Raw genomic sequence first — 23,932 nt, forward strand, 5'->3', positions numbered from 1 at the left:
CAATTTTTCGGTATGCTTTACTGCAGTTGTTACCAATTTGACTGCCTCCTTTTTTCCATAAAAAAACCGCTCACCCCGGGGATGAACGGAAATAACGATAGAAATCCACAAATATGTATTCTATCGTTTCACCTTCACTTGCCCCGAGGAATCGAAACACTGGAGTTATGGCAGGTCTCCTGGCTTGTGCTTCTGCCTACTTGGGCCCTTCCCGTACCATCGCCGTGAAGCTTGTGATACAGTGGATTTCCCGTTCGTCCACACATACAGTTGCGGGGACAGCTCCGGCTTTTCACCGGATTCCCTTTTAAGACAACAGATGTCACCTTAACTCAAAATACTATATATAGTTGTATTCACGATAAAACTTACAATATATTGTAATATTACCCTATCACAGAAAGCTATTTCCTGCAATAGAATTATGATATTTGCAATGGTGCCCGCAGTCATTGCCATATATGGCGTATTGTTTTATTAAAAAACGCCCGGATTTGATCTGAGCGTCGGGTGGAAATATATGCTCGATTTCGGAACGGATATGCTCGTTTCTGGGGCAGATATGCGCGATTCCGGAACAGATATGCTCGTTTCTGGGGCAGATATGCGCGATTTCGGATTGGATACGCGCGGTCTTTCATGCACTGCTCATGTTACCCGGTTTCCGATCACAGTGCTGTCTCCTGAAATCGGGCTGTGATCGGCAGCAAGTTCCATCCATTTGAAAGCCTACTTCTCTTTCGGGACATACTTAAAAATTTCTCCGCTCTCGAAAAATTCCGTAAGGCGGCGGATCCAATCATAATAGGAAGTCCATTCGTGGAGTTCTGCCAAAACTTCGTTAACTGCCGCTTCATCTTCTTCCGTCAGACTATCTTTGTGATGCAGGTTTTCCAACTGTCTTTTTAATCTGTTTTCAAAGTTTCTGCTTTTGCTGATCGCTTTCTGCCAATTAGAGGTAAACAGTGATATGAATGTCTGGTAATAATCCTGTTCAACCTGATACAAGTCTTTGCGGATTCCCTTTTTAAAAACTTTTTCTGCAATATTCAGCTCCATCATTTCCCGGACAACCTGGCTCATTCTTGTTTTGCTCATTCCGGTTTCAGCGGAAAGTTCATCCAGCGTCATTGGTGCACCATGCATGTAGATAATGCCAAGCACGCGTCCAACACTGGTGGCCACCCCAAAAGAATGCATGTTATCGGCTATTTTTTCGATGAACTGATCTTTCACCGATTCCAGATTATGTTGTGTATTATCCATCCATATCATCCTTTACAACTGTTCTATAGGAAATGTATCACAGGATTTAGTTTTTGCAAAATGACAATATTCATCGAAATAAAAAGAAAAACAGAGAAAATTGAAGCATGTACTGAATATATTTTGTGAAATTAAAAGTTTACAAAGTTTACAAATTGTATGAGAGCCGCTATGATTATGAACGTGTTTCAAAGCGAACAAATGAATGAAAATTATACTTCACGAAAAACTATCTTTAGAAAGGATTGACACATCATGAAATCAAAATTAATTGATTGGCCCACATTTATAGGAGCTTTAGTATTGCTCTTTCTCGTTACAATTCCATTAATCATCTATCCGGAAGCCGGAAAAAAAGCCGTCAATATAGCCAATGACTTTATGACCGGTAATTTCGGAGTATTATATTTACTCACGGGACTCGCAGCATTTGCATTTCTCCTGTTCGTCGCATTCAGTAAAAATGGACAGGTAAAACTTGGTGATGAGGATGATGAAAAAGAATTCGGCACCATTTCATGGGCAGCCATGCTGTTTGCGGCAGGGATTGGCTCCAGTATTCTCTATTGGGGAATGATTGAGTGGGCTTACTACTATCAGGGCCCTCCATTTGGCATCACCCCGGAGTCGAAACAGGCTGTCGAGTGGGCTTCAAGCTACGGTATTTTCCACTGGGGACCGATAGCTTGGGCAATTTATACACTGCCAGCTCTGCCAATTGCCTACTTCTATTATGTCCGTAAAAAACCCGTCTTAAAAATAAGTGAAGCAGTACGACCGGTGCTCGGCAAACTTGTCGATGGTCCTATCGGCGTCATTGTTGATGTTCTGTTCATTTTCGGATTGATGGGCGGTGCCGGTACAACACTGGCACTCGGAACACCAATGATTGCACAAGGTGTACACGATATAACCGGAATTCCGGTCTCCCTCGGGATGAAAACAGTCATTATGCTGGTGTGTACAGCTATCTTTGCAGTAAGTGCCTATTCCGGAATTCGACGCGGCATTAAAATTTTGAGTGATATTAATTTATGGCTGGCTATTTTTATACTTCTGTTCATCTTTATTTTTGGACCGACATTGTTTATCAGTGAAACGACATTTACAAGCATCGGACTGATTGCGGACAACTTTTTCAAAATGTCCACTTGGCTGGAACCATTCGGAAATTTGACAGGCTTTAAAGAAACAGGATTCCCGGAATCATGGACAATCTTTTATTGGGCATGGTGGGTTGTATATGCACCATTTGTCGGGTTGTTCGTTGCGCGTATTTCCCGCGGCCGCACAATCCGTGAAATGATTTTTGGTACGATGATTTACGGAACCATCGGCTGTATTCTGTTCTTTGGTATTATGGGTAATTTTGGACTATATTTACAGTTAACCGGGAGCTTTGATGTGATTGGCTTCATGAATGAATATGGTGCACCCGCAGCAATTATAGCAATTTTACATCAGCTGCCCATATCCAATGTGGTAGTTGCCTTATTTACGATTTTGGCAATCATCTTTCTGGCAACAACGTTTGATTCATCATCGTATATCCTGGCTGCAGTGGTACAAAAGGAAGTACAGAGTGAACCACTTCGCTGGAACCGTCTTTTCTGGGCATTTTCTTTATGCTTGCTGCCGCTCGCGCTGATGTTTGTCGGTGATTTGGAAACCTTGCAAACAGCGAGTATTGTTGCCGGATTTCCGGTAATATTCATCATGGGGCTCTTGGCATGGTCATTTATGAAGGCTTCCAACACCGATATCCGGGAGTCAAAAGATTACTATCCGCCGACAATTCATATTGACCGCCGCGAAATTTTGGAACGGTTGCGCAAACGGAAAGAAACAAAGCGAAAACGTTCCGCACTTGAAGCAATGCAGGATAAGGATATTGACTGATACAAAAACATGCAGTGAAACGAAGCACTGCATGTTTTTTAGGTTTTATTCAGTTTCGCTTCATCCATCAGTTGTTTTATGCCCTTTTCAAATCGTTCACGTTCGCGTTGCGATAACTCCAGATTTCCGTAGCGCACTTTTTGATAGCCTGTAATAACCGCCTGCATATCCGGTACGTTAAAGTTTAACCGTCGGAACCATTCCTCAACGGATTCATACTCATAGCGCGGAAATCCTTTTTTGGCCAGTGTTTTTTGCAGCTGATACAATTTTTTGCGAATCGCATCTTTCGGTGGACGGATTCGTTGGAAACGGCGGTTAACTTTTGTATGAGATGCTTGCCTTTTAATCGGATTGGAGTCAGCATCATCCACATCTATACTAATTTTTCGTTTATAAAAGTAAATGCCAATTACAATTAAGATGATGACAACAACAGCCAGCACAATCAGCTCATAATTTAAGAAAGAAACCGTATCACCCTGCTCATTCATTTTTTCCAATAATTCCTTTTTCTCGGCTTCTTTTTCCTTTTCATCATCTTTCTTCAATTCAATTGCATCATCACCAATCAGCAACTGCAATAGCCACTTCACCGGATAAATCAGTAATCCTGCAGCAGCACCAATTCCTGTAATAATCGCTACCAGTATCCTATTGAATACCGGGAAAAGATAAATTCCCAGAAATGAGATAAGAACAGCAGACACGACCGTTCCTGCCGCCCAAATCATATACTTACGACTGTTGGAATAAATCTGAGTTTGCACCATGCCAAGCACTTTCAGCAAGATTAAAAATATAAATTGGATAAACGGCAGCATGAGTAAGATTTCGTTATACGCAACATCCGTAAGTGGAAAATAAACAATTAAACAAAGCACAAGTGACACAATAAACAAGACATGCTGATTTTCACGTTCTATATCGACTTTCACAAAATGAACATACGAACGCCAAGAAACCATCGATGTCCAAATGAGTGACGCGTATATGTTTAACCCCGTAAAGAAGCCAAGCAGCAAGCTTCCCAGAATCAACATCAGCAGTATAGGCAGGGGAATCGCTTTTTTGTTGTGAAAAAATAAGAAAAATACACCATTCAGCATAATCACAAGTACGATCGGCAATATAGGTACCAGGCCGTGTGCAATGATATAGAGGATTTCCATCACTGTGAACAGGAAAAAACATTCATACAAAAAGTCCAGCAATCGTTTCGTTGTATTCATGAAATCCCCTTCCTTTTTCGGGTACCCGAAACGATGTATGAAGCTTCACCTTTATGTTCTATCCCAAATAATGCTGCACCTTTCTTTTCCCATTTCTGATAATAGCGCACTTCCTCCTTCTGATAGCCGCAGTTGCATAAAATAATAACCGGCGGCCTGAACAAGACTCGGTCCACGTAAGCGAGAAGCATTTCCTGCGATACGGTAATACTGTTAAATTTAATCCGTGCCAAAAGTTCCAGTGACTTGGAAAGCTGATCCCTTCCTTCACCAGATTTCAATTGCATTATGAAATCTTTCCCGCGGACCTTTATATTGGTATAAATACTGTACGGAATTCCATGTGTTGTCGCATATTTGCACATGTAAGCAATAGAATTGATATTTTTTTCAAGATCCTCAGACCTGTTTGAAAGATCCATTCTGTCTCTGCTTAAATGAAGCACAAACATCCATTCCATACCAGTCGTTTTCTCAAATTGTTTCGTCTGTAATTGGGTTGATTTGGCACTGGCTTTCCAATGAATCCGATTAAATGGATCACCCGGAGCATAGTCTCTGCTGCCGATTGATGCAGTCAAATCTTCAAACAGAGAGAACTGCATCGGCTGAGCACCCTGTTCAAACTTTTTCAATTGATACAGCCCGCCAACAGTCCGAAGTTCAGGAAATACAATTACTTCAGACCGAAAAAATGGATCATATTTCAGATGAAGCGTACCAACACCGAGCAAGTCACGAATTGTTATGTTTATAGCGTTCATACGTCCGACACCGCGTTTCAATCCGCTGACATCAACCGGAAACTGCGCTTTTTCTTTACCGGATAAATTAAAACGGAAGGAGTATTGTTTTATTTTTTTCGTTTCCCCTTCCTGCTTCAAGTTTTCAAATGTTACACAATTTTCCACACTAAACTCCATTTTGCCACTGAAAACAGGCAGTCTGCTGCTGTTTTCGAGTGTAAAATACATGGTATCGTCCCCGTTGGTAAACAATTTCAGCTGTTGCTCAGGATTTGCCAGGTGAATACTATTTGAGACCCGTTTTAAATACCAATAAGGGATTGCAATGACAAGTAATATTAAGAATGTCAGTAAAACAAGCATCGGCATCTGTGTGTATAACAAAATTAAGAATAAAATAGCGGCGGCGAACAACAATTCCATTGCATATAAAACATCTATTCTCCAGTGCCAGTTCATTCACGGACCGCTCCTGCCTCAACCGGAACTTCGATTTCATCCAACAGCATTTCCAGTACCTGTGGCTTTGTTTTGCTCATTTCCCCCTCAAGTGAAAGCACGAGCCGGTGTGCAAGAACAATAGGAGCCATCTCTTTTACATCTTCCGGGATTACATAAGTCCTTCCCGCGGTAAATGCCTTAGCCTGTACCGCCCGCATAAAAGCAAGTGTACCCCGCGGACTTACACCTGTATCTGTTAATTCCGATTTCCTTGTGGCCCGGACAATCGAAAGCAAATAGTCTTCCACTGCGTCTGAAATGACCACTTCTTTCACCTGTTTTTGCAAATCCAGAATATCCTCAAGGCTAAAGACCTGTTCCAGTGCATCAATCGGTTCTTCTTTCCGGTATCGCTGCATCATCTCCTTTTCTTGCTCCCGTGTTGGGTATCCGACACGAATTTGCATCAGAAAACGATCCATTTGTGCTTCCGGAAGCGGAAAAGTACCTTGCGATTCAATTGGATTCTGTGTCGCCAGAACGATAAATGGCGGATCAATCGGCAGTGTTTCGCCTTCAATCGTTACCTGCTGTTCCTCCATCACTTCCAGCAGACTTGATTGTGTCCTAGGCGTCGCCCGATTTATTTCATCTGCCAGCAATATATTGGTCATAACAGGGCCCGGACGCATTTCGAAGCACTGTTCTTTCGGATTAAAAAACTGGATACCTGTCACATCACTCGGCAGAACATCCGGGGTGAACTGAATTCGTTTAAACTTTCCGTTGATTGACTTCGCAATACTTTTTGCCAGCATTGTTTTACCTGTACCGGGAACATCTTCCAGCAGTACATGGCCGCGGCAAAGCAGCCCGATCATAACAAGTTCGGCAGTTTTTTCTTTCCCCAAAAGCACATTTCCAATGCCCTGTTTTAGTTTCTCTATCTGTTCATTCAACCTGATGACCCCCGTTTGGTTCAAATTATCTTACAATTTCCAATATAGCGTAAGAAATGACTATTATCAAACTTTTTTCTTATCGGTTCCATTTCCGCATTTCTTGAATTCCGCATGAAACAGCTCATATTGGAAAAGTTAACTGTGGAAGGAGGCGTAACAATTGGAGCATGCTTGGCTGTCTTTATTACCATTTATAATCGTCATCGGCTTGTCCATCTGGCTGAAAAAAATATTGCCGGGTCTCGTACTTGGGCTTTTAGTTGGAGCACTTTTGGTAAAATTTGATATTTTAGGGGGTTCCCAGAAGTCGGTCCAATACATTGTTGAAACCATATCAAATGCAGATAACATCAAAATCATCGGCTTCCTTTACCTGTTTGGGGGACTCGTCGGAATGATGCGCATTTCCGGCGGTATTAAAGGTTTTTCGGAGTGGATTGGTGAACGGATTGAATCACAACGGGGGCTGCTCGGGCTTATCTGGATCACACTTCCGTTTACATTTATGATGCCGATGTTCCGCATTATGATGATTGGACCGGTAATCAAATCGCTGATGGAAAAAATGAAACTGTCGAAACAAAAAGTCGGATTTACGATGGATGTATCAACCGGTTCTGTAATTGTTCTGCTGCCGGTCGCAACGGCATTTGTCGGTTTTATGGTTTCGCTTATTGCCGGCGGAATTCAAAAGTACAGCCTTGATTTGGATCCATATCAGGTATTTTTACTTAGCATTCCATTTAATTTTTATGCGATTGCCATGTTAATCATCGGTTTAATTTGGACATTCCGATCATCATCTGAAAAAGAAAATAAACCGGATCAGGGAAGCGGCGAAAAGCAGGATCCGCACCGCGGCGGCATCAAGAAAGAAATATCCATGGTAAAAGCGCAGCCGTGGAATTTAATTGTACCGTTATTTCTATTACTGGCACTTTCCCTCTTTCTCCTTTGGGAGGACGGAGTTTCAAACGGAGCAAATACTATTCTGGAAGCTTTTTCACAAGCGGACGCCACATTCGTTATGCTCCTGGCCATTTTTATTACACTCGTTATCACATTTGTGTATTATGTCATTCGCCGGCAGCCGCTGGATGAATTGATTTTCCATTTTTTTGATGGAGGCAACCAGCTGATGCAGGCAATTATCCTGCTCGTGCTTGTCTGGTCACTTTCGTTGGTAGCGGAGGACCTTGGCTTTTCCAAATTTATCAGCTCCACGTTGGGTTCGTTTTTACCGGATTTTACGATTCCAGCAATTATTTTTGCCATCGGCGCCGCCATCAGTTATTTTATCGGGTCATCGTTCGGCACCTGGGGATTGATCATGCCGCTCGGAATTGCATTAGCTGTTTCCGCGGAAGCATCTGTCGCGATGACTGTCGGGGCGGTTTTTGCCAGCGGTTCCTTCGGGGCAATGACCTCCCCGCTTGGCGACACCACCATAACTACCGCTTCTATTCTGGAAATGCCACTGGTAGAATACGCCCGCTATAAATTGAAAATATGCGCAATCGGAGCTGGTGTTGCTATAGCAGGGTATCTCGCTGTCGGATTCTTTTTCATGTGACACGGGTTTCAACAGCACCTTCCATGTCGAAATGTCCGATTATGTCACAAAAACCCTTTTATAGCCGGTTCTTGATTCACTTGTTTTTTGTCGTAATTTACTGTCGAAGTCGATTCCTGTTTCCAATGGTCGTTTTAAGTCTGATTTTGGAATTCTGTATTTAATTACAAATTTCATCAAAAAAAGAAGCCTTTGAAAAAGACTTCCTTTTGATTATTTATTCATTCGGGAGAAGAAATCACCAAGTGGATTTTCTTCTTCCGGTTCCTCTTCTGTTTCTTCCTCTTCAGGTACGTGAATATCTCCCATGTCATCCAGGTCCACATCGTCAAGATTCATTGAGCTGTCGCTTTCCTCCTGGGCAGCTGCTGTTTCTTCCTCAGTATACACTGGCATCTCCATAACAGGCGCATCTCCATTTAGTGATGCAAGAATTGACGTTGCACGCATCGGATTTTGCAGCAATTGATATAAAATTGTTCCAATCATCGCCTCGGAATGTTCATGCTTCAACCAGCTTTTCTGTTCTTTTGTCAGTTGTTTCGGAAGAGGAATCGTCAATGTTTCCTTCTTTTTTGCATATGTTTCATTGACTCCACGCAGCACAAATTTAGCGATTTCACTTGAAAAATTGCGGCGTTCCGTTTCCTTCAATTTCTGTAATTGTTTCAGCAAGTAATCAGGGGTATCTGAGGGAACACGAAATGTAATTGATTGTCCGCGTTCTATGCCCTTTTTCGTTTCACGCATATCATCACCCTACTTTTCCTTTGATGCTGCTGTTTTCTCCTTCGTATCTTCCTTAGATGGGGTATTGCCAACAAGCTGCGTAATTAGCTTATAATACGCATTCGCCATCATCCAAATGCTTTCATTTTCATCCTCGAAAAACTCGATATTGAAACCTTCAAGCTTGTTATTCAAGGCTTTTAGATACTCTTTCAGCACGGCAGATCCGCCGCCGACAAAATAGCAGATTTCCGATTGGGAATTCTTTTGCCATACATTACGTAAATATCTGTATTCCTTTTTAGCAAGTTCGAGCAGGATTCGATCTGTTATATCGTGTACGTTTGTCCGACTGCCTTTAACCATAATATGGTGACGGTCATTTTTACGGGTAATAATATCCACTACATCACGGCGACTGTCTAATTCCACTCCATGTTTTGTGCGGATCTCTTCACGAATTTCTTCCAACGACTCGGCAACTCCAAGATGGAAGCCCTGTGCCTTATCATCATCCACATTGCGATTACGGATAACTGCGATATCTGTTGACAGACCGCCAATATCCTGAATCAATATTTGTTTGTCAATCAATTCCTTATTAATCACCTTGAGATCGTTGTCCATGATCAAGTTTACATACGCTGCAAAACCTTCAGGATAAACCTTCACTTCATCAAATTTGATATTTACTTTTTTCCCTTGGTATTTCGGAGTAACCAAAAATTCCACCTGATGCACTGATCCGAGCAACTGTGAGCGATATCCGACATCTTTTCCTTCTTTTACTTCTCTTAATGGCAGACCCGTTCCCAGGTTATATGTTGCATCGATCACATCGTTTTTACCAGCTTTAAATGTGTGGCCGCTCACTGCATCAAGTGCAATCGATGCAAACAGCATAATCAGTGTTTGATCAGCTTCAGATTTGCTGCTCCCCGGATCAAGTTCTGTTGAGTTATTTGTTTTAGTTGCCAGATTTCCAACCCTATAAATTGCATTATTTTCTTCAAGCGCAGGAGAGTGGACCCGAATATGTAAATTATTCAATGGTTCTTTCTCATCCAGATCCTCAATCCCGATTACTGGCCGATCCTCAATGTCCCTCGCTATTACATTCGGTATATAAAGGCTGTTTTCCATTTTTCCAAAGTTTGCTTTCAGGGCATCATTCCCTACATCAACTGCTGCAATTCTTGCATTTGCCATGTTACATTCTCCTCTCTAAAGTCTTCTTTCTATTTCAGATTAATAGAATAAAGTATAAATTGCAATCAGACTTTTTTCGTATTCTTTTTTGTAAACTTGTACACATTTACGCAAACACTATCAAAACAGCTTGCGTACGGTTTTGTGTACTTGTTTACGTAAATGTGTACATAAGAAACATATTTGTAAACATGTGTACATTATTGTATATATGTTTACACAGTTGTGTACACAACTATTTTTCTATTTTTGATCTTATATATTGCATAAAATATTGGTAACATTACGGAAACTCAATCTATTTTAAAGGAAAAGATATAAAGAGTGTATTCCAGTAAATGGTAAAACAGAAAAGATGCTACAATCCCAAGTATTAAGGAGAAAGTCAGAACAACTACAGCAAAACCGACACCATTCGAACCATGATACAATAAGATTCTTACCTGCCCCATATATTCATGGAAAATAATATTTCGACAAAAAACAGGATCCACTGATGAAAATAAGCGATTTTTGCACATTAAGAGGTCCACGGAAATATAAATCTTCCCGTGGACCAATTTGCAATATATATTCCTTTTTATCGTGCATATATGGCTAAAATTCGAAAGTAAACTGCATACTTCCCCAGCGAATTACAACTAATTGCAAAATATAAGGCGCAATTTCATTAAAAAAGCGCCTGAATTCCAGGCGCCACAAGCTTATACTGCATTTTTCTTTTTTATTTGCTTACTCCTAAGCTGTCCACATGCAGCATCAATATCTGCACCATTTTCCCAGCGAACACCGCAATTAATGCCATTTTCCTTCAACGTTTCATAAAATGCCTGAATCGATTCTGAAGTACTGCGCTGGTATTGATTATGCTCATCAACAGAATTATATGGAATCAGATTGACATAGCTTAAATGACGTTTATTATGAAGCAAGCTAGCCAATTGCTTTGCCTCTGATTTATGATCATTCACATCTCTCAGCATAATATACTCATAGGTAATACGGCGATTTACCTTTTCAAGATAATAATCAACCGAGTCCATCAGCTTTTCAATTGGAAATGCACGGTTAATTTTCATAATCTGCGTACGAAGTTCATTATTTGGTGCGTGCAGTGAAATAGCCAAATTCACTTGTGTGCCGGTATCTGCCCACTCATAAATTTTATGGGCGAGTCCGCTGGTTGATACCGTAATATGGCGCGCACCGATGCATAGGCCTTTATCATCATTCACAACATTGATGAAGTCCATTAGGTTCGTAAAGTTATCGAAAGGCTCGCCAATCCCCATAACAACAATATGGCTTACACGATCCCCGTCACCTCTCTCATCAAGGTGTTTCTGCACACTCATAATTTGTTCAACAATTTCACCGCCTGATAAATCACGGCTTTTTTTCAACAGACCGCTTGCGCAAAAAGAACAGCCAATGTTACAGCCTACCTGAGTTGTAACACACACAGACAAACCATAATTAAATCGCATTAGAACGGTTTCGATTACATTGCCATCAGAAAGTCTGAACAAATACTTAATGGTACCATCAGATGATTCCTGCTTAATTTCCTCCTCCAATGTATGGAGCACAAAATTTTCTTCCAATAACGTAATCGTTTCCTTGTTTACGTTCTTCATGTCTGCAAAAGTTGTTACTCGCTTTTTATACAGCCAATTCCAGACTTGATCTGCGCGAAAACGTTGTTGCCCATGGTCTGTAAGCCAATCTGTCAATTTTTCATATGTCATTCCATAAATGGATTGTTTACTCATACACGTACCCTCATTTCAAACATTGCAATTCTTATATTGTACTATATTAACGAAAGAATCGCAATGTGGCAATTGATTTCCTATAGTTGTACTGTCATATCTATAATCTCCCCACGCCCTTCCATAGATAACTTTCGGTTCAGGCAAAAAATTGGAAGATACATCAGAAAGAACGTATCATTTCTTCATAAGGAGTGAATTTTCATGAAGACTTTTCATAATATACCATTGTCTGTTCTGGATTTAGCACCTGTTCTGGAGGGGAGCACCCCCGTGGAATCATTCAAGAATAGTGCTGACCTGATACAGGCTGCAGAAAAATTTGGATTTAACCGATACTGGGTGGCCGAGCATCACAACATGCCGGGCATTGCAAGCTCGGCCACATCCGTATTCATTGGACATCTTGCCGGTGTGACTGACCGTATCCGTGTTGGTTCCGGCGGCATTATGCTGCCAAATCATGCTACATTGGTCATCGCAGAACAATTCGGTACACTGGAAAGTTTGTATCCGGGGCGTATCGACCTTGGTCTTGGTCGAGCTCCCGGAAGTGACCAGGCAACAGCATATGCCCTGCGCCGCACATTGAACCAGCGCGTCGAGGATTTCCCGATGCAGGTGGAAGAATTACAGGCCTATTTTGAAGGAACAGCTGGTGTCCGCTCTGTCCCTGGAGAAGGACTCGATATTCCGATCTGGCTTCTCGGTTCCAGTGGTTTCAGTGCGCAATTATCCGCAGAACTCGGGGTGCAATTTTCCTTCGCAAGCCACTTTGCACCGGATTATACAATTCCGGCACTGAATTTGTACCGGGACAATTTCAAGCCGTCAGATAAGCTTGAAAAACCGTATGCTATGCTTGGTGTCAATGTGATTGCCGCAGATACCGACGAAGAGGCAGCCTATTTGGCAACCACACAGCAGCAGCAATTCTTAAGCATTCGACGCGGCCAGCCAACCAAACTGCAGCCGCCAATTGAAAATATTGATGATGTCTGGTCTGAAATGGAGAAGGCAACGGTTGAAAAATCAATTGGCTCCAACGCAACCATTATCGGCAGTAAGGAAACCGTAAAGGCAGGCCTGGAAAAGTTCATGGAAGAAACTAAAGCTGATGAATTGATCATTAATGCCCAAATATTTGATCATGAAGCCCGCAAACGATCCTATGAAATCGTCAGCGAATTAATGGACTGAAGCCATATTAGAACTAGAATACATCGCTTAAATGAAAAAACCACCAGCCAGGCGGAATTGTAACGTTGCCTGCTGGTGGTTTTTTATATGATGGACCCGTCGACAAAATAAAAAGTCCGGGTTATGTCAGATACCTACATATTTACTGCTATCTGTGCGCCGATTTTGGCGTTGTGCTTAACAAGTGCTATATTGGCTTCGAGGCTTTTGCCATCGGTTAGTTCTGTGACTTTGGCAAGCAGGAATGGAGTAACTTCCTTGCCGGAAATATTGTTGGCTTCTGCCTCATTCAGTGCTGTGTCAATAACAGCGGAAATGTCTGCTTCATTCATTGCATATTCTTCTGGAATAGGGTTGGCAATTACTGCCCCGCCTTGCAGTTTTAAATCCCATTTTGCACGCAATGTTCCGGCAACTGTTTCTGCATCATCCAAACGGAAATTAACCGGGAATTCACTTGTCCGCGTGAAAAACGCTGGAAGGACATCGGTTTGATACCCGACGACAGGTACGCCTTTGGTTTCCAGATATTCCATCGTCAGACCAAGATCCAAAATAGATTTAGCGCCAGCACATACAACCGCTACATTTGTCTTGGCTAATTCTTCAAGGTCTGCAGAAATGTCCATTGATGTTTCTGCACCACGATGCACACCACCGATTCCACCAGTGACGAAGATGTTAACCTCGGCAAGTTCGGCACAAATCATTGTTGCTGCTACAGTAGTCGCTCCTTTTTGCTTAGTGGCAAGCAAGTAAGGCAAATCACGTCTGGATGCTTTGGCAACCCCTTCACTATTGCCGAAATCCTCCAGCTCCTGATCATCCAATCCAATTTTAATTTTACCATCCAGAATTGCAATAGTTGCTGGAACAGCGCCATAATCGCGAATGATCTGTTCAACTTCACGCGCCGTCTGTACGTTTTGCGGGTATGGCATCCCATGGGAAATAATCGTTGACTCTAATGCAACAACCGGCTTCCCTTGTTCCTTTGCACGCTGAACTTCCGCTGATAATGATAAGTATTCCTTCATGATAATTCCTCCATGTCTTCGCGTAATTTTTTTGCTGATAAATCTTGTCGTACTGTAAAGGCAGATTCCAAAGTCCTTGTGGCATTGGCAATTCCTGCTCTCGCTGCAGTTAAAATATCTTTTCCTTCCAGCCAGGTGTATGTAACCGCAGCGGAAAAGGCATCCCCCGCACCGGTCACATCAGTCACATCATCAATTTCAGATGCTGGAACATGTTGAATTGCCTCTTTATGATTGCCAACTGCAGCACCTGCACTGCCCTCCGTCACAATGACATTTCGGACACCTGCATCCAGCCATTGTTGAACTGCGCTTTCCATTGTCAAACTACCACCAAAATATGCCTCCGATTCCGTAACATTCGTTATAATCCACGTCACACCGCTTAATTCTTCAGGCATATTTTTCATTTTCGGCGCCGATACTGTGACAAGAACTAGCGGAATCCCCCGTGCATCCGCAAGCTCACACAACACTTGAAGCGTTGCTTTCGGACAATTCAAATCCGCTAATATGCATTTAGCTTGATTCAATAATGGCATGTAGTCATGAATCCATTCCGGATCCATCCGATCAAAAATATCCATGTCGGCAAGTCCAACAGCCAATTCTCCGTGCTCGTCCAGAATTGCCGTGTAGGATCCACTGTTTTCAGTGGAAAGCCGGGTAACATGATCCAAATTCATGTAAGGGGCAGATGCCTCCGCTATCAATTCCCATTCAGCATCTTTACCACCTGCAGTAAGCAACGTCGTTTCCATTCCAAAACGTCCAAAGTTTTCAGCAATATTCCGGGCAACACCACCAACTGTCTGATTGGATCGAATTGGATTGGACGTCCCCATTTGCAGTTGATCTTTTACATAAAACTTCCGATCCACATTCGCGCCGCCGATGCAAACGATGTTCTTACTTTCGTTTAAAACATAGGCCTTACCGCGAATATGGCCTTGTTTAACAAGCCCTGATATAAGATTCGCTACGGAAGGGCGCGACAAATCCATACTATCGGCGAGTTCCTGCTGGGACACATATGGATTTTTTCGAATTAAATCAAGCAGGATACGCTCCTTATTATTCATGCTGCAACTTCCTTTTTAAACATTTGTTATAAAAATAAACTTTTGTTTATATTATACTCCCGAATTCGTACATGGTCAATATCTTTTATTGTTAATTGGACAGGATCCTTGTTATGGTTAATAAAAAGGGAGGAATGAAATGATGCGTAGTTTAATGTATATACAATTCAACACGACACGGAATATGTTTCTAAAAAAAATAAATGAACTCAATCCGGAAACGATTGACGTTCAGCCAATCGGATTCAACAATACCATCCATTGGCATATTGGTCACGTACTGACAGTAACAGAACAATTTATGTTCGGCTTTCCGGATCACTCCGATAACATTCCAGCTTCCTATAAGGATCTTTTCGGATATGGAAGCAAACCAGCCGATTGGCCGGAAGACGTGCCATCGGTTGAAAAATTGGCTGGCCAATTGAAGGAACAGTTGGAGCGTCTTAACGCTATTCCTGAAAATAAATTCAATGAAAAGCTGCCGGAACCTATTCTCGGAAATGAGACAGTTGGAGAACTTGCTGTTATGGCTGCCTTCCATGAGGCTAATCATCTGGGACGCATCCACTCCATGGAAAAAATCTTAAAAAACCAATAAACGGAACTAAACAAAACCAACCTGGAAGCAACAGCAAACACTGCTTCCAGGGTGGTTTTTTTCGTCATAATTCGGATCTTCCAGGCACCTATAATTTTACCAATTCACGCATGGTTCCGTTTTCTTTGAAATTGGTGTGCCAGGAGAGTGCTTTTTCGAGTACGTGTGGTGTTTGTCCACCGCGTTCCAGTGCTTCCTGATAATAGTCCCAGAGCTGTTTACGGTACATTGGATGTGCACAGTTCACAATGATTAATGGCACCCGTTCACGTGGTGCGAGACCGCGCAAATCTGCATATCCTTGCTCCGTAACTACAACATCCACATCATGCTCGGTATGGTCCACATGCGGCACAAATGGTACGATACTTGAGACATCTCCATTTTTGGCAATTGACTTTGTTACAAAAACAGCCAACCTTGCATTTCGTGCAAAATCTCCAGATCCGCCAATACCATTCATCATCTTCGTTCCGGATACATGGGTCGAGTTGACATTTCCATAAATATCAAATTCCAATGCTGTATTAATGGAAATAAGTCCAAGACGCCGGATTATTTCCGGATGGTTGGTAATTTCCTGCGGCCGCATAATCAATTTGTCACGGTATTTTTCAAAGTTGGAAAAAACCGTTTTCATTTTTTCATCAGACAAGGTAATCGAACAGCACGATGCAAAATCCACTTTACCTGCATCAATTAAATCAAATACCGCATCCTGCAGCACCTCTGAATATACTTCAAGATGTTCAAACTCGGAATCCAGCATACCATGCAGGACAGCGTTTGCAACAGATCCAATTCCTGACTGGATTGGTGCAAGCCGTTCGGTCAACCTGCCCGCACTTACTTCATCCTGCAAAAAGTCAAGCAAATGTCCAGCCATAATTTTTGTTTCATCATCCGGTTTAACAATAGTTGAAGGAGAATCCTCCTGATTGGTAAACACAATTCCTTTTATTTTTGCCGAATCAATATGAATTCCTTTTGTTCCGATACGATCATCCGGTTTGGTCAAAGGAATCGGATCACGTTCACCCTGTTTTCCAGGGGTATACAAGTCATGGATCCCTTCCAGCAGTTCAGACTGTGCCAGATTAATTTCAATAATTACGTTTCCCGCATGTTCAGCAAATACCAATGAATTGCCTACTGACGTTGACGGGACAACCATCCCGTCCTCTGTAACAGTAATCGCTTCCAAAATAGCATAATCAATAGTATTCAGCACATTGCTTCGAATCAATTCGGATGTATGGGACAAATGATGATCTACAAAAAGATGCTCGCCCTGATTGATTGCTTTACGCATCGCCGGATCTGCCTGGAACGGCAATCGCTTATTGACGATACCTGCCTCTGCAAATAACTTATCAATATCACAGCCCAATGATGCTCCGGTAAATACATTCACTTTAAAAGATTCCGTTTCTGCGCGTTTTACAAGCGCAGTTGGCACCGCTTTCACATCACCTGCACGTGTAAATCCGCTCATGCCCAGCGTCATTCCATCCTTGATCCAGGAAGCTGCTTCATCAGCTGAAACTACCCGATCCTGCAGATGAGGGGCCCTGATACGGTCATCGTTCATACTCATAACAACATCCCTCTTTCATAACTTTAAGAATAATTGTAACGAAAAAGTTACGGCTGCAGGAGATTTTGGACGGGAATAGTAAAAATACGATTCTAAGGACTATAATTCACGTATCAAGCAGCATTTTTCTGTCAAAAGCCAAGCAGTTTTCGAAAATAACTCGAATAAGACTGACTTACCGGAATCTGGGCCCCGTTATCCATCGACAGCAAAAACGTGGAATGCGTATCAGGAAAAATTTCAGCAATGTGATTGACATTCACAATAAAAGACCGGTGACAGCGGATAAATGACTCTCTCGGAAGCATGTATTCGAAATCCTGCAGCGCCTTTTTGTTTGTACCGGCAAAATTGTCCGCATATACATATGTTTTTCGTTCCTTAACTTGCAGATATTTGACCCGATGGAACGGAATTGGTTTCCATCCGTCAGATGTTTTCACCGTCACGACCGACTTTCCTTCCGTTAATGCCGGATATATGGCAGTCACACACCCTTGAATTTGTTCATCATAGTGAAATGGAACAGCCATCCCGTGATAAGGTACCCCAAATACATCGCGATTAATAAACTCAGATACTTTTTGTTCTGTTTGCAATGCTTTATAAGCAATCGTCCCTTCCTTCACCGGATCCCCCACACGAATCTTTAAATCAATCCGTTTGCTGGGGCGATAATAAATATATTCATTCGTATTAGAAACAGCAATCGATATTTCATCAGAAAACAACTCGCCAACCACATCCAGAAGCGATCCGAACGTCAACTTTTGCAACCTTAGTCAGCTCCTTTTCACATTTTTTCTTATGGATAATTTACCATTACCATTCAAAAAACAACAATTCCAAGCTTTTCCTAGTCTTCTGACGTAACTTTTGGTAACCTTAACAGTAGAAGGCATTTATATGTACATAAGGGGTTTTAACCATGAAAAATTTAGTCATCTTAGGCGGCGGTTATGGCGGACTTCGAATTGTAGTATCACTAATGGAACAGAATCTTCCCGATGATATTCATATTACCGTGATTGACCGTAACCCATACCATTCTATTAAAACAGAATTTTACACAATTGCAGCAGGCACATCGGCTGATAAAGATGTGCGGATGGAGTTTCCGACGCATGAGAAAGTCAGTTATGTATACGCTGAAATAAAGGAAATTGACACGGAAAATGAACAAATACATTTCCATGACAGAACTGAATCGGTACCTTTTAATTACCTTGTAATTGGACTGGGATGCGAGGATGATTATCATGGAATCGAAGGGGCACCCGAATTCACCGAAAGTGTACAAACATTCGGTGCAGCACGTCGCGCCGGTATGGCGATTGGCAACCTGAAAGCTTATGGCAAGGCAACCATCGTCGGTGCAGGGCTGAGTGGAATCGAAGTAGCTTCCGAAATTAGGGAAAGCAGACCGGACCTGAACATACGCCTCCTTGACCGGGGAGCTTCCGTCCTAAAAGCATTTGATAAAAAAGTGCAAAACTATGTGGAAAACTGGTTCACACAAAAGGATGTGGAAGTGCTCCATCATGCAAATGTGGAATACGTGGAAAAAGACGGTGTCTGCAATAATGGCATTTGTTATGTCAATGATGTAACGGTCTGGACAGCAGGAGTCCGTCCAAATCATCTTGTGCGGGCATTGCCATTTGAGAAAGACAGGCAAGAGAAGCTTACCGTCAATGAGTATTTTCAAGTTCCGGAGCAGCAAAACATTTACGTTGTCGGGGATTGCGCGTCCTCTGAACATTCACCAAGCGGCCAGCTCGCCGGAGAACAGGGTGAACGAATTGCCGCCGTCCTGACTTCAGTTTTCAGGGGCGAGGAACCAAACAAACCAAAAGAAATTAAATTGAAAGGCACACTTGGTTCACTTGGCAGCTCGGAAGGATTCGGTGAAATGATGACACGATCTGTCACCGGTTACCTGCCGCGCTTAGCTAAATCAGGTGTCCTGTGGCTGAATAAACGACATTAATTTTTATGCAGAAGCGTTCCGATTAAAATGGAACGCTTTTTCTTTGATTATGAAAAGGGAGTGTCATAGCACATGCGCTTGAAGTAGTTTTTTTGTTGCGCGAGTTGGTTGTCTTGTTGCGCGATCTTTCCTTTTGCGGCGCGATTGGGTTATCCTGTTGCGCGAAAATTCATTTTACCGCACACATTTATTCTGCTACCAAAACGGCTCTTCCTCGTTGGAAAGTTTCAACACAAATGGGTATGCACCAAAAAATATTGTCATATACACAATAAAAAGAAAAACGATGCCCCACCATGAAAAATCAAACAAGTAGATTAATGGCACTAAAATTATTGGCAACAGACTGAACATCCCGGTCTTTCTTCTGGATGATGCTGATTCGTATTGTTTTTCATGGCAGTGCGGGCATTTCCACTTAAATATTGCCCGTAGAGTCTGTTTCCATGTCCAGGTTTCCCCGCAATTCTGACATATTGGCATAAGCTGCCCTCCTGACTTCCCGGAATTGACGAAGAGAGATTAGGATCCTCCCCCTCCACTGCTCCCAGCCGAGCTTGCCGCAGCCGCAGCACAGGCAGCAATTACTGCAGTCTGCATCGCATCAATGGACGCTTTAACGGCTTTTCCGTATTCATTATTTTTAATGATGCTGTCGATCTTCTTTTTCGCTTCTTTCTGATCTTTTACAGGAAACACTTCATTCACGAGACTGCAGGCTTTGATTAAGCTTAAAAGCATTGCAGTTCGTGCATTCGGTTGTTCATCCCCAAAAAGACTTGCATATACTCGCTTTCGAATTTGATTTTCCACGGCAACTTCCTTTGTTGGGTATGTGTTCCTGGTGAAAACCCACAGGATTTTTTGTTCCTGTTCCTCCAAAATTCCTTTTTGAACCAGCCCAGCCAGCATTTCCTTTCTCCAATGACCCATCCGGAAACTTAAATTTTCTACCCATCGCTTCACGCTTTTTGGCCGTTTAGATTCAGAAACTTTTTGTAAAACCGAATCAGTGACTGCATCACCAGTTGGACCGTGGCTGATTGCTTCCACTTTTTTATCCCGCAGTTCGAGACGTTCCTGCAATGTTAATTCCGCCAAAATAGCGCCTGCAAGTCCATAATTTAGTGTGCTGCTTGCAGAAAATACAACTGTGCCTTTATCATCTTTCAGAGCGAGAAGTAACAATTCTTCCGCAATCGTTAACATGTTACCACCCTCCACCGTTATCTCCTAATATGCAGTACGGTTCAGCAAGCTAAAAAGTTTCATTTATTCACCAGGGATTAGAATAAACATTCGCCCTACAGCCATACTAATAAGCAAATTATAAAAGGAGTGTTTACAATGGGTGAATACAGTCATTTCCGATTTGGACAGAAGGCACCTAAAAATGGTACTTATCGTGAGATTGGAGAGACCGGAACAAGTGTCAGTGATCCAAAAATCGTCAAGCTCAAAACCGGCGAGAAGTTCCCGCAGAATTCCAATCATGACCGCGTCTGGACGATAGAGAAAAATTAATTTATCCCTTTATGGCAGTTTATAATATACAGCGTCCATATTGTAAATGGTTTCTTTGATCATGCTTGCATATTCGTCGGCATCTGCAGGAGGATTGTTACTTAACAGAATTTGAAAGTACAAGCTGCGAAGAAACCCTTTGACATTGACATATGTACTGGCACCGGTTGCAGAAGACAGGTGTTCCACCCAATCATCACCATGGTGCATTGCAAATGGATTAAGCCATTTTTCAAAAAATACATTTTCAATCAAACCGCACCGCAATGCACGTATCACAGCATATGCAAGCCGCTCGTCTTCTGCCGCCAGATACGTGTGCCCGGATGCAACGGAAACTTTATCGGCAATGGCACTTACGATTCGTTCGAGCCCTTTCCTTCCAATATGCCGATTCCCTGCAAGTGCACCGAATAAATCCGCTGTATGTGCAATCGCGTGTGCCCACCCTTTATCCGGCACATAACCCCGCAAATCCCGTTCTTTTTCAAAATAACTGAGTACATCATCCAAAAGCCACTCAAGTTCCGCTCTCTTCAGGACTTCCTGCTTGTTATCATATTCGATAATTTCCATAAGAATCAGGATGGAGAACGACCTCAGAAAAACCGTATCTGTATAATTTTCCCCAAGTCTGTCAGTCAAATTCGCCTTCATATCCCCAATCAATTCCCTGAGCTTATGAACGTCATACAAACCACGCTCAATCCACATACTCAGTATCGGATAGGCAACCTCATCACGTAATGTAGGATCTGTTGAACCAAGGTATCCTTTAAGTTTATTTGTCAGCCCCTCTAACCTGGAACCATGTGGAATTTTATAATTATTCGAACTTACATCTAGCCAAAAGGACTTATTCATTCCATCCGCCCCTTTAAAAATAATTTAATCTCCGGCAATAGTGTCGGATCATCACTCCAATGAACATAATGTCCGCCCTCAACTGGACGATAGGTGATTGGCAGGCTTTTTTTGTGCTGCAATTCACGCAAATGTCTACATGTATAGGCATTTTCCTGTTCATTCACACCCTTAAAAGTTGCATATGCCAAAAAGGTTGGCACTGTATTTTCAGCCAGCAATTTCGGCTGATTGATCCGGTAATAGCCAAAATACAGGTTAAGCGTATCCAACGTAAACGAGACACTTTGCTCATGTGCTTTGCGTATATACGCATTTTCTTTTATGGCAATTGTTTCACAGAACCTTTTAACTGCAGTATCGATGTCAACATTGCTGTCCTTATCCGAAAACAAAGGTTCAAGCAACTTCAGAAACGGTTTTCCCAATAGAACCGCTCCAATATTCAAATATGGAATAGCATATGCAAACAAGCCGAATTCACGCTTCGGGATTCTCGGAAACGGTTTATGTGCCTGATCCAACAGGACAAGTTTGTTCACTCTTTCGGGATAATGCACGGCAAATGTCAGTGCCAGCAGCCCTCCCATTGAATGCCCAATCAGATTAACCTTATTCATTTGCTGCTGATCCATGTATCCTTTCAGCCACTTCGCCATATCCAAAGATGTAATTTGCCGAGCCTGAATCCCTAAACTTCTCCCCCCGGGCAAGTCCATCATATGTGTTTCAAAATCATTCTGAAGGAAATCAGCTATATTCAATCCTTCATTACCATAAAATCCTGCAGCCGGGAGAAAAATAACCGGTTCCCCCGCGCCGCGCTTTTCAACATAATAATCATAGATAATACCATTCGAAATCGTAATCATCCCCCTTTCTATTACATTCGACAAAAGGTGCCAAAATTCCTCCAGGGAAAGCCGCTGTGCGGGAAAACCAGCCATGTTTTAGCAGTACCATTACAAAACAAAAGTCCGTTACCCCGAATAGGGAACAGACTTCCTGGTCCAAAAACATCCTGACTGTCAATAAAAACCGAAACGGCAGCATTAGTTTTTCTGTACTTTCGTTAATTCGTTTAACAGCTTGTCCAGCTTTTGCGAAACAGCGAGTATCAGAGGGTCGTCCGGATCATTTTCAAACCGTGTGTACATCTCTTTTCGTGTTGCCTCAATCTTTTTTTCCAGATTACTGTTATCAGTCAGACATGACACCCTCTCCACTATATGTGCATCTGGCTGGTAATGGTGGAGAATTGAATCCAGTAAAACTTCCTGTATCCATATCTCTTGATACAATTCATGCAGTTTTAACTTCAGATCAGTACTCCTTACCTAAAAAACAAATACCTAAATGGCTGCCGTGCTAATGCTGATTTACTGCAAAGCGATGGTTTTTATTGACACCCCCAGGATACTCACTGTAGTATCCAAATACCCAATGAACACGCAAATCAAACCTGTTTTTTAGGTCTTAAGCAATATTCCGAAAGTCCTTGTCGTGATTTGCTGTCATTATGCGTTTTCGTACTGTAATTCCAATCCAGCTGGCAATAAAAGCCTTTATAAACCCAACAGCTATAAACGGATAAACACCTGCTGCAAGAGCTTCATACCAATCCAGATTCACGATAAACTTCAGCTGAACGGTTCCAATAATCAGGATAATTACCATGCCAACCGTATTAGCCAGCATCGCCATTGGAATTGTAAACCGCGTTTTTTCTAAAATACAGCCTGTAACAAAGGCTGCTGCAACAAATCCAATTATGTATCCGCCTGTCGGACCTGCAAGCACTTGAGGACCACCGCTGAATCCTGCAAAAACGGGAAGACCGACTGCCCCAATTGCTGCATAGCAAATCATCGAAACTGCCCCTTTTCTGCTGCCCAGGATAGTGGCGGTAATTCCCACAGCGAGGGTCTGACCGCTTATCGGAACCAATGGAAGCGGAATTTCAATCTGTGCCAAAATAGCAGTTATGGCGGCAAACATGGCACAATGAAGCATATCCCTTAATTTTTTGCTTTGTTTATTCATATATATAACCTCTGTTCATATTTGGATTTACATTACAGTATATTATATTGGATGATGGCCGTATTGTAAACTTATTTTTATTTAAGTTAACAATAAAAAATACAGAAGAGCCTCTTCGGCCCCTCTGCAATATTGTTGCTGCTTGCTTATTTTGTGCAATCCAAC

Annotated in this window: 24 protein-coding genes and 1 riboswitch; of the genes, 7 read left to right on the forward strand and 17 right to left on the reverse strand. The window is 42.2% G+C overall.

Annotated features, from left to right (window positions below):
• Positions 1-152: 152 nt before the first annotated feature.
• A riboswitch (cobalamin riboswitch) is annotated at positions 153-345 on the reverse strand.
• Positions 346-520: 175 nt separating this feature from the next.
• Entirely contained in the window at positions 521-700 is a 180-nt protein-coding gene (locus tag B1K71_RS18205; protein ID WP_077329502.1) for a hypothetical protein, read from the forward strand.
• 29 nt (positions 701-729) lie between these two features.
• Here the strand turns inward: B1K71_RS18205 and B1K71_RS18210 are convergent, their stop codons facing one another.
• Complete coding sequence (locus tag B1K71_RS18210; protein WP_077329504.1) at positions 730-1,266, reverse strand: GbsR/MarR family transcriptional regulator; 537 nt, start codon at positions 1,264-1,266, stop codon at positions 730-732.
• Positions 1,267-1,521: 255 nt separating this feature from the next.
• Between B1K71_RS18210 and B1K71_RS18215 the strand changes: the two genes are divergently transcribed.
• Entirely contained in the window at positions 1,522-3,165 is a 1,644-nt protein-coding gene (locus tag B1K71_RS18215; RefSeq protein WP_077329506.1) for a BCCT family transporter, read from the forward strand.
• A gap of 38 nt (positions 3,166-3,203) precedes the next feature.
• Here B1K71_RS18215 and B1K71_RS18220 read toward each other — a convergent pair whose 3' ends face one another.
• The 3 genes from B1K71_RS18220 to B1K71_RS18230 are packed head-to-tail and all read right to left on the reverse strand — an operon-like array spanning position 3,204 to position 6,543.
• Positions 3,204-4,397 (reverse strand): DUF4129 domain-containing protein, encoded by a 1,194-nt coding sequence (locus B1K71_RS18220; protein WP_077329508.1) that lies wholly within the window; start codon positions 4,395-4,397, stop codon positions 3,204-3,206.
• The gene (locus B1K71_RS18225) at positions 4,394-5,602 is read right to left on the reverse strand and encodes a DUF58 domain-containing protein (RefSeq protein WP_077329509.1); all 1,209 of its coding nucleotides are present in this window, start codon (positions 5,600-5,602) and stop codon (positions 4,394-4,396) included. Before B1K71_RS18225 ends, B1K71_RS18220 begins: the two co-directional genes overlap by 4 nt.
• The gene (locus B1K71_RS18230; RefSeq protein WP_175631965.1) at positions 5,599-6,543 is read right to left on the reverse strand and encodes an AAA family ATPase; all 945 of its coding nucleotides are present in this window, start codon (positions 6,541-6,543) and stop codon (positions 5,599-5,601) included. The genes B1K71_RS18225 and B1K71_RS18230 overlap by 4 nt, the downstream gene beginning before the upstream one ends.
• Before the next feature lie 163 nt (positions 6,544-6,706).
• Between B1K71_RS18230 and B1K71_RS18235 the strand changes: the two genes are divergently transcribed.
• Entirely contained in the window at positions 6,707-8,119 is a 1,413-nt protein-coding gene (locus B1K71_RS18235; RefSeq protein ID WP_077329511.1) for a Na+/H+ antiporter NhaC family protein, read from the forward strand.
• A 213-nt stretch (positions 8,120-8,332) separates the two neighbouring features.
• Here B1K71_RS18235 and B1K71_RS18240 read toward each other — a convergent pair whose 3' ends face one another.
• The 3 genes from B1K71_RS18240 to rlmN all read right to left on the reverse strand — a co-directional run bounded on the left by B1K71_RS18240 (position 8,333) and on the right by rlmN (position 11,829).
• Complete coding sequence (locus B1K71_RS18240) at positions 8,333-8,869, reverse strand: hypothetical protein (RefSeq protein ID WP_077329513.1); 537 nt, start codon at positions 8,867-8,869, stop codon at positions 8,333-8,335.
• 9 nt (positions 8,870-8,878) lie between these two features.
• Entirely contained in the window at positions 8,879-10,057 is a 1,179-nt protein-coding gene (locus tag B1K71_RS18245; protein ID WP_077329514.1) for a ParM/StbA family protein, read from the reverse strand.
• Positions 10,058-10,761: 704 nt separating this feature from the next.
• Positions 10,762-11,829 (reverse strand): 23S rRNA (adenine(2503)-C(2))-methyltransferase RlmN, encoded by a 1,068-nt coding sequence (gene rlmN, locus B1K71_RS18250; RefSeq protein ID WP_077329516.1) that lies wholly within the window; start codon positions 11,827-11,829, stop codon positions 10,762-10,764.
• 204 nt (positions 11,830-12,033) lie between these two features.
• Between rlmN and B1K71_RS18255 the strand changes: the two genes are divergently transcribed.
• A complete protein-coding gene (locus B1K71_RS18255; protein ID WP_077329518.1) occupies positions 12,034-13,029 on the forward strand; it encodes an LLM class flavin-dependent oxidoreductase in 996 nt (331 codons plus the stop codon).
• A 134-nt stretch (positions 13,030-13,163) separates the two neighbouring features.
• Here B1K71_RS18255 and B1K71_RS18260 read toward each other — a convergent pair whose 3' ends face one another.
• Positions 13,164-14,066, reverse strand: a complete 903-nt coding sequence (locus B1K71_RS18260; RefSeq protein ID WP_077329520.1) for a pseudouridine-5'-phosphate glycosidase — start codon at positions 14,064-14,066, stop codon at positions 13,164-13,166.
• Entirely contained in the window at positions 14,063-15,148 is a 1,086-nt protein-coding gene (locus tag B1K71_RS18265; protein ID WP_077329521.1) for a PfkB family carbohydrate kinase, read from the reverse strand. Before B1K71_RS18265 ends, B1K71_RS18260 begins: the two co-directional genes overlap by 4 nt.
• Before the next feature lie 139 nt (positions 15,149-15,287).
• Here B1K71_RS18265 and B1K71_RS18270 point away from each other — a divergent pair, with 139 nt between their 5' ends.
• Positions 15,288-15,749: a DinB family protein gene (locus B1K71_RS18270; RefSeq protein ID WP_342742150.1), complete on the forward strand. Its 462-nt coding sequence runs from the start codon at positions 15,288-15,290 to the stop codon at positions 15,747-15,749.
• An 88-nt stretch (positions 15,750-15,837) separates the two neighbouring features.
• Here B1K71_RS18270 and B1K71_RS18275 read toward each other — a convergent pair whose 3' ends face one another.
• Positions 15,838-17,346 (reverse strand): acetyl-CoA hydrolase/transferase family protein, encoded by a 1,509-nt coding sequence (locus B1K71_RS18275; RefSeq protein ID WP_077329522.1) that lies wholly within the window; start codon positions 17,344-17,346, stop codon positions 15,838-15,840.
• A gap of 131 nt (positions 17,347-17,477) precedes the next feature.
• Positions 17,478-18,122, reverse strand: coding sequence for a LytTR family DNA-binding domain-containing protein (locus B1K71_RS18280; protein WP_077329524.1), 645 nt, complete (start codon positions 18,120-18,122; stop codon positions 17,478-17,480).
• Between the two features lie 152 nt (positions 18,123-18,274).
• Here B1K71_RS18280 and B1K71_RS18285 point away from each other — a divergent pair, with 152 nt between their 5' ends.
• Entirely contained in the window at positions 18,275-19,336 is a 1,062-nt protein-coding gene (locus B1K71_RS18285) for an NAD(P)/FAD-dependent oxidoreductase (protein ID WP_077329526.1), read from the forward strand.
• A gap of 195 nt (positions 19,337-19,531) precedes the next feature.
• Here the strand turns inward: B1K71_RS18285 and B1K71_RS18290 are convergent, their stop codons facing one another.
• Both B1K71_RS18290 and B1K71_RS18295 read right to left on the reverse strand, forming a co-directional pair.
• Positions 19,532-19,819, reverse strand: coding sequence for a TIGR04104 family putative zinc finger protein (locus B1K71_RS18290; protein WP_077329528.1), 288 nt, complete (start codon positions 19,817-19,819; stop codon positions 19,532-19,534).
• Positions 19,820-19,858: 39 nt separating this feature from the next.
• Entirely contained in the window at positions 19,859-20,545 is a 687-nt protein-coding gene (locus B1K71_RS18295) for a GOLPH3/VPS74 family protein (protein WP_077329529.1), read from the reverse strand.
• A 138-nt stretch (positions 20,546-20,683) separates the two neighbouring features.
• On the opposite strand from B1K71_RS18295, the gene B1K71_RS18300 reads away from it, so the two are divergent.
• Positions 20,684-20,860 (forward strand): YjzC family protein, encoded by a 177-nt coding sequence (locus tag B1K71_RS18300; protein WP_077329531.1) that lies wholly within the window; start codon positions 20,684-20,686, stop codon positions 20,858-20,860.
• Positions 20,861-20,869: 9 nt separating this feature from the next.
• Here B1K71_RS18300 and B1K71_RS18305 read toward each other — a convergent pair whose 3' ends face one another.
• The 4 genes from B1K71_RS18305 to B1K71_RS18320 all read right to left on the reverse strand — a co-directional run bounded on the left by B1K71_RS18305 (position 20,870) and on the right by B1K71_RS18320 (position 23,767).
• A complete protein-coding gene (locus B1K71_RS18305) occupies positions 20,870-21,724 on the reverse strand; it encodes a DUF2785 domain-containing protein (protein WP_077329533.1) in 855 nt (284 codons plus the stop codon).
• Positions 21,721-22,596, reverse strand: coding sequence for an alpha/beta hydrolase (locus tag B1K71_RS18310; protein ID WP_077329535.1), 876 nt, complete (start codon positions 22,594-22,596; stop codon positions 21,721-21,723). Before B1K71_RS18310 ends, B1K71_RS18305 begins: the two co-directional genes overlap by 4 nt.
• Before the next feature lie 180 nt (positions 22,597-22,776).
• Complete coding sequence (locus B1K71_RS20205) at positions 22,777-22,941, reverse strand: aspartyl-phosphate phosphatase Spo0E family protein (RefSeq protein ID WP_245799347.1); 165 nt, start codon at positions 22,939-22,941, stop codon at positions 22,777-22,779.
• 259 nt (positions 22,942-23,200) lie between these two features.
• On the reverse strand, positions 23,201-23,767 hold the full coding sequence (locus tag B1K71_RS18320) for a biotin transporter BioY (protein ID WP_077329536.1): 567 nt from the start codon (positions 23,765-23,767) through the stop codon (positions 23,201-23,203).
• Positions 23,768-23,932 lie beyond the last annotated feature (165 nt).

Source organism: Virgibacillus siamensis (genome assembly GCF_900162695.1).
GTDB classification, from domain to species: domain Bacteria; phylum Bacillota; class Bacilli; order Bacillales; family Amphibacillaceae; genus Lentibacillus; species Lentibacillus siamensis_A.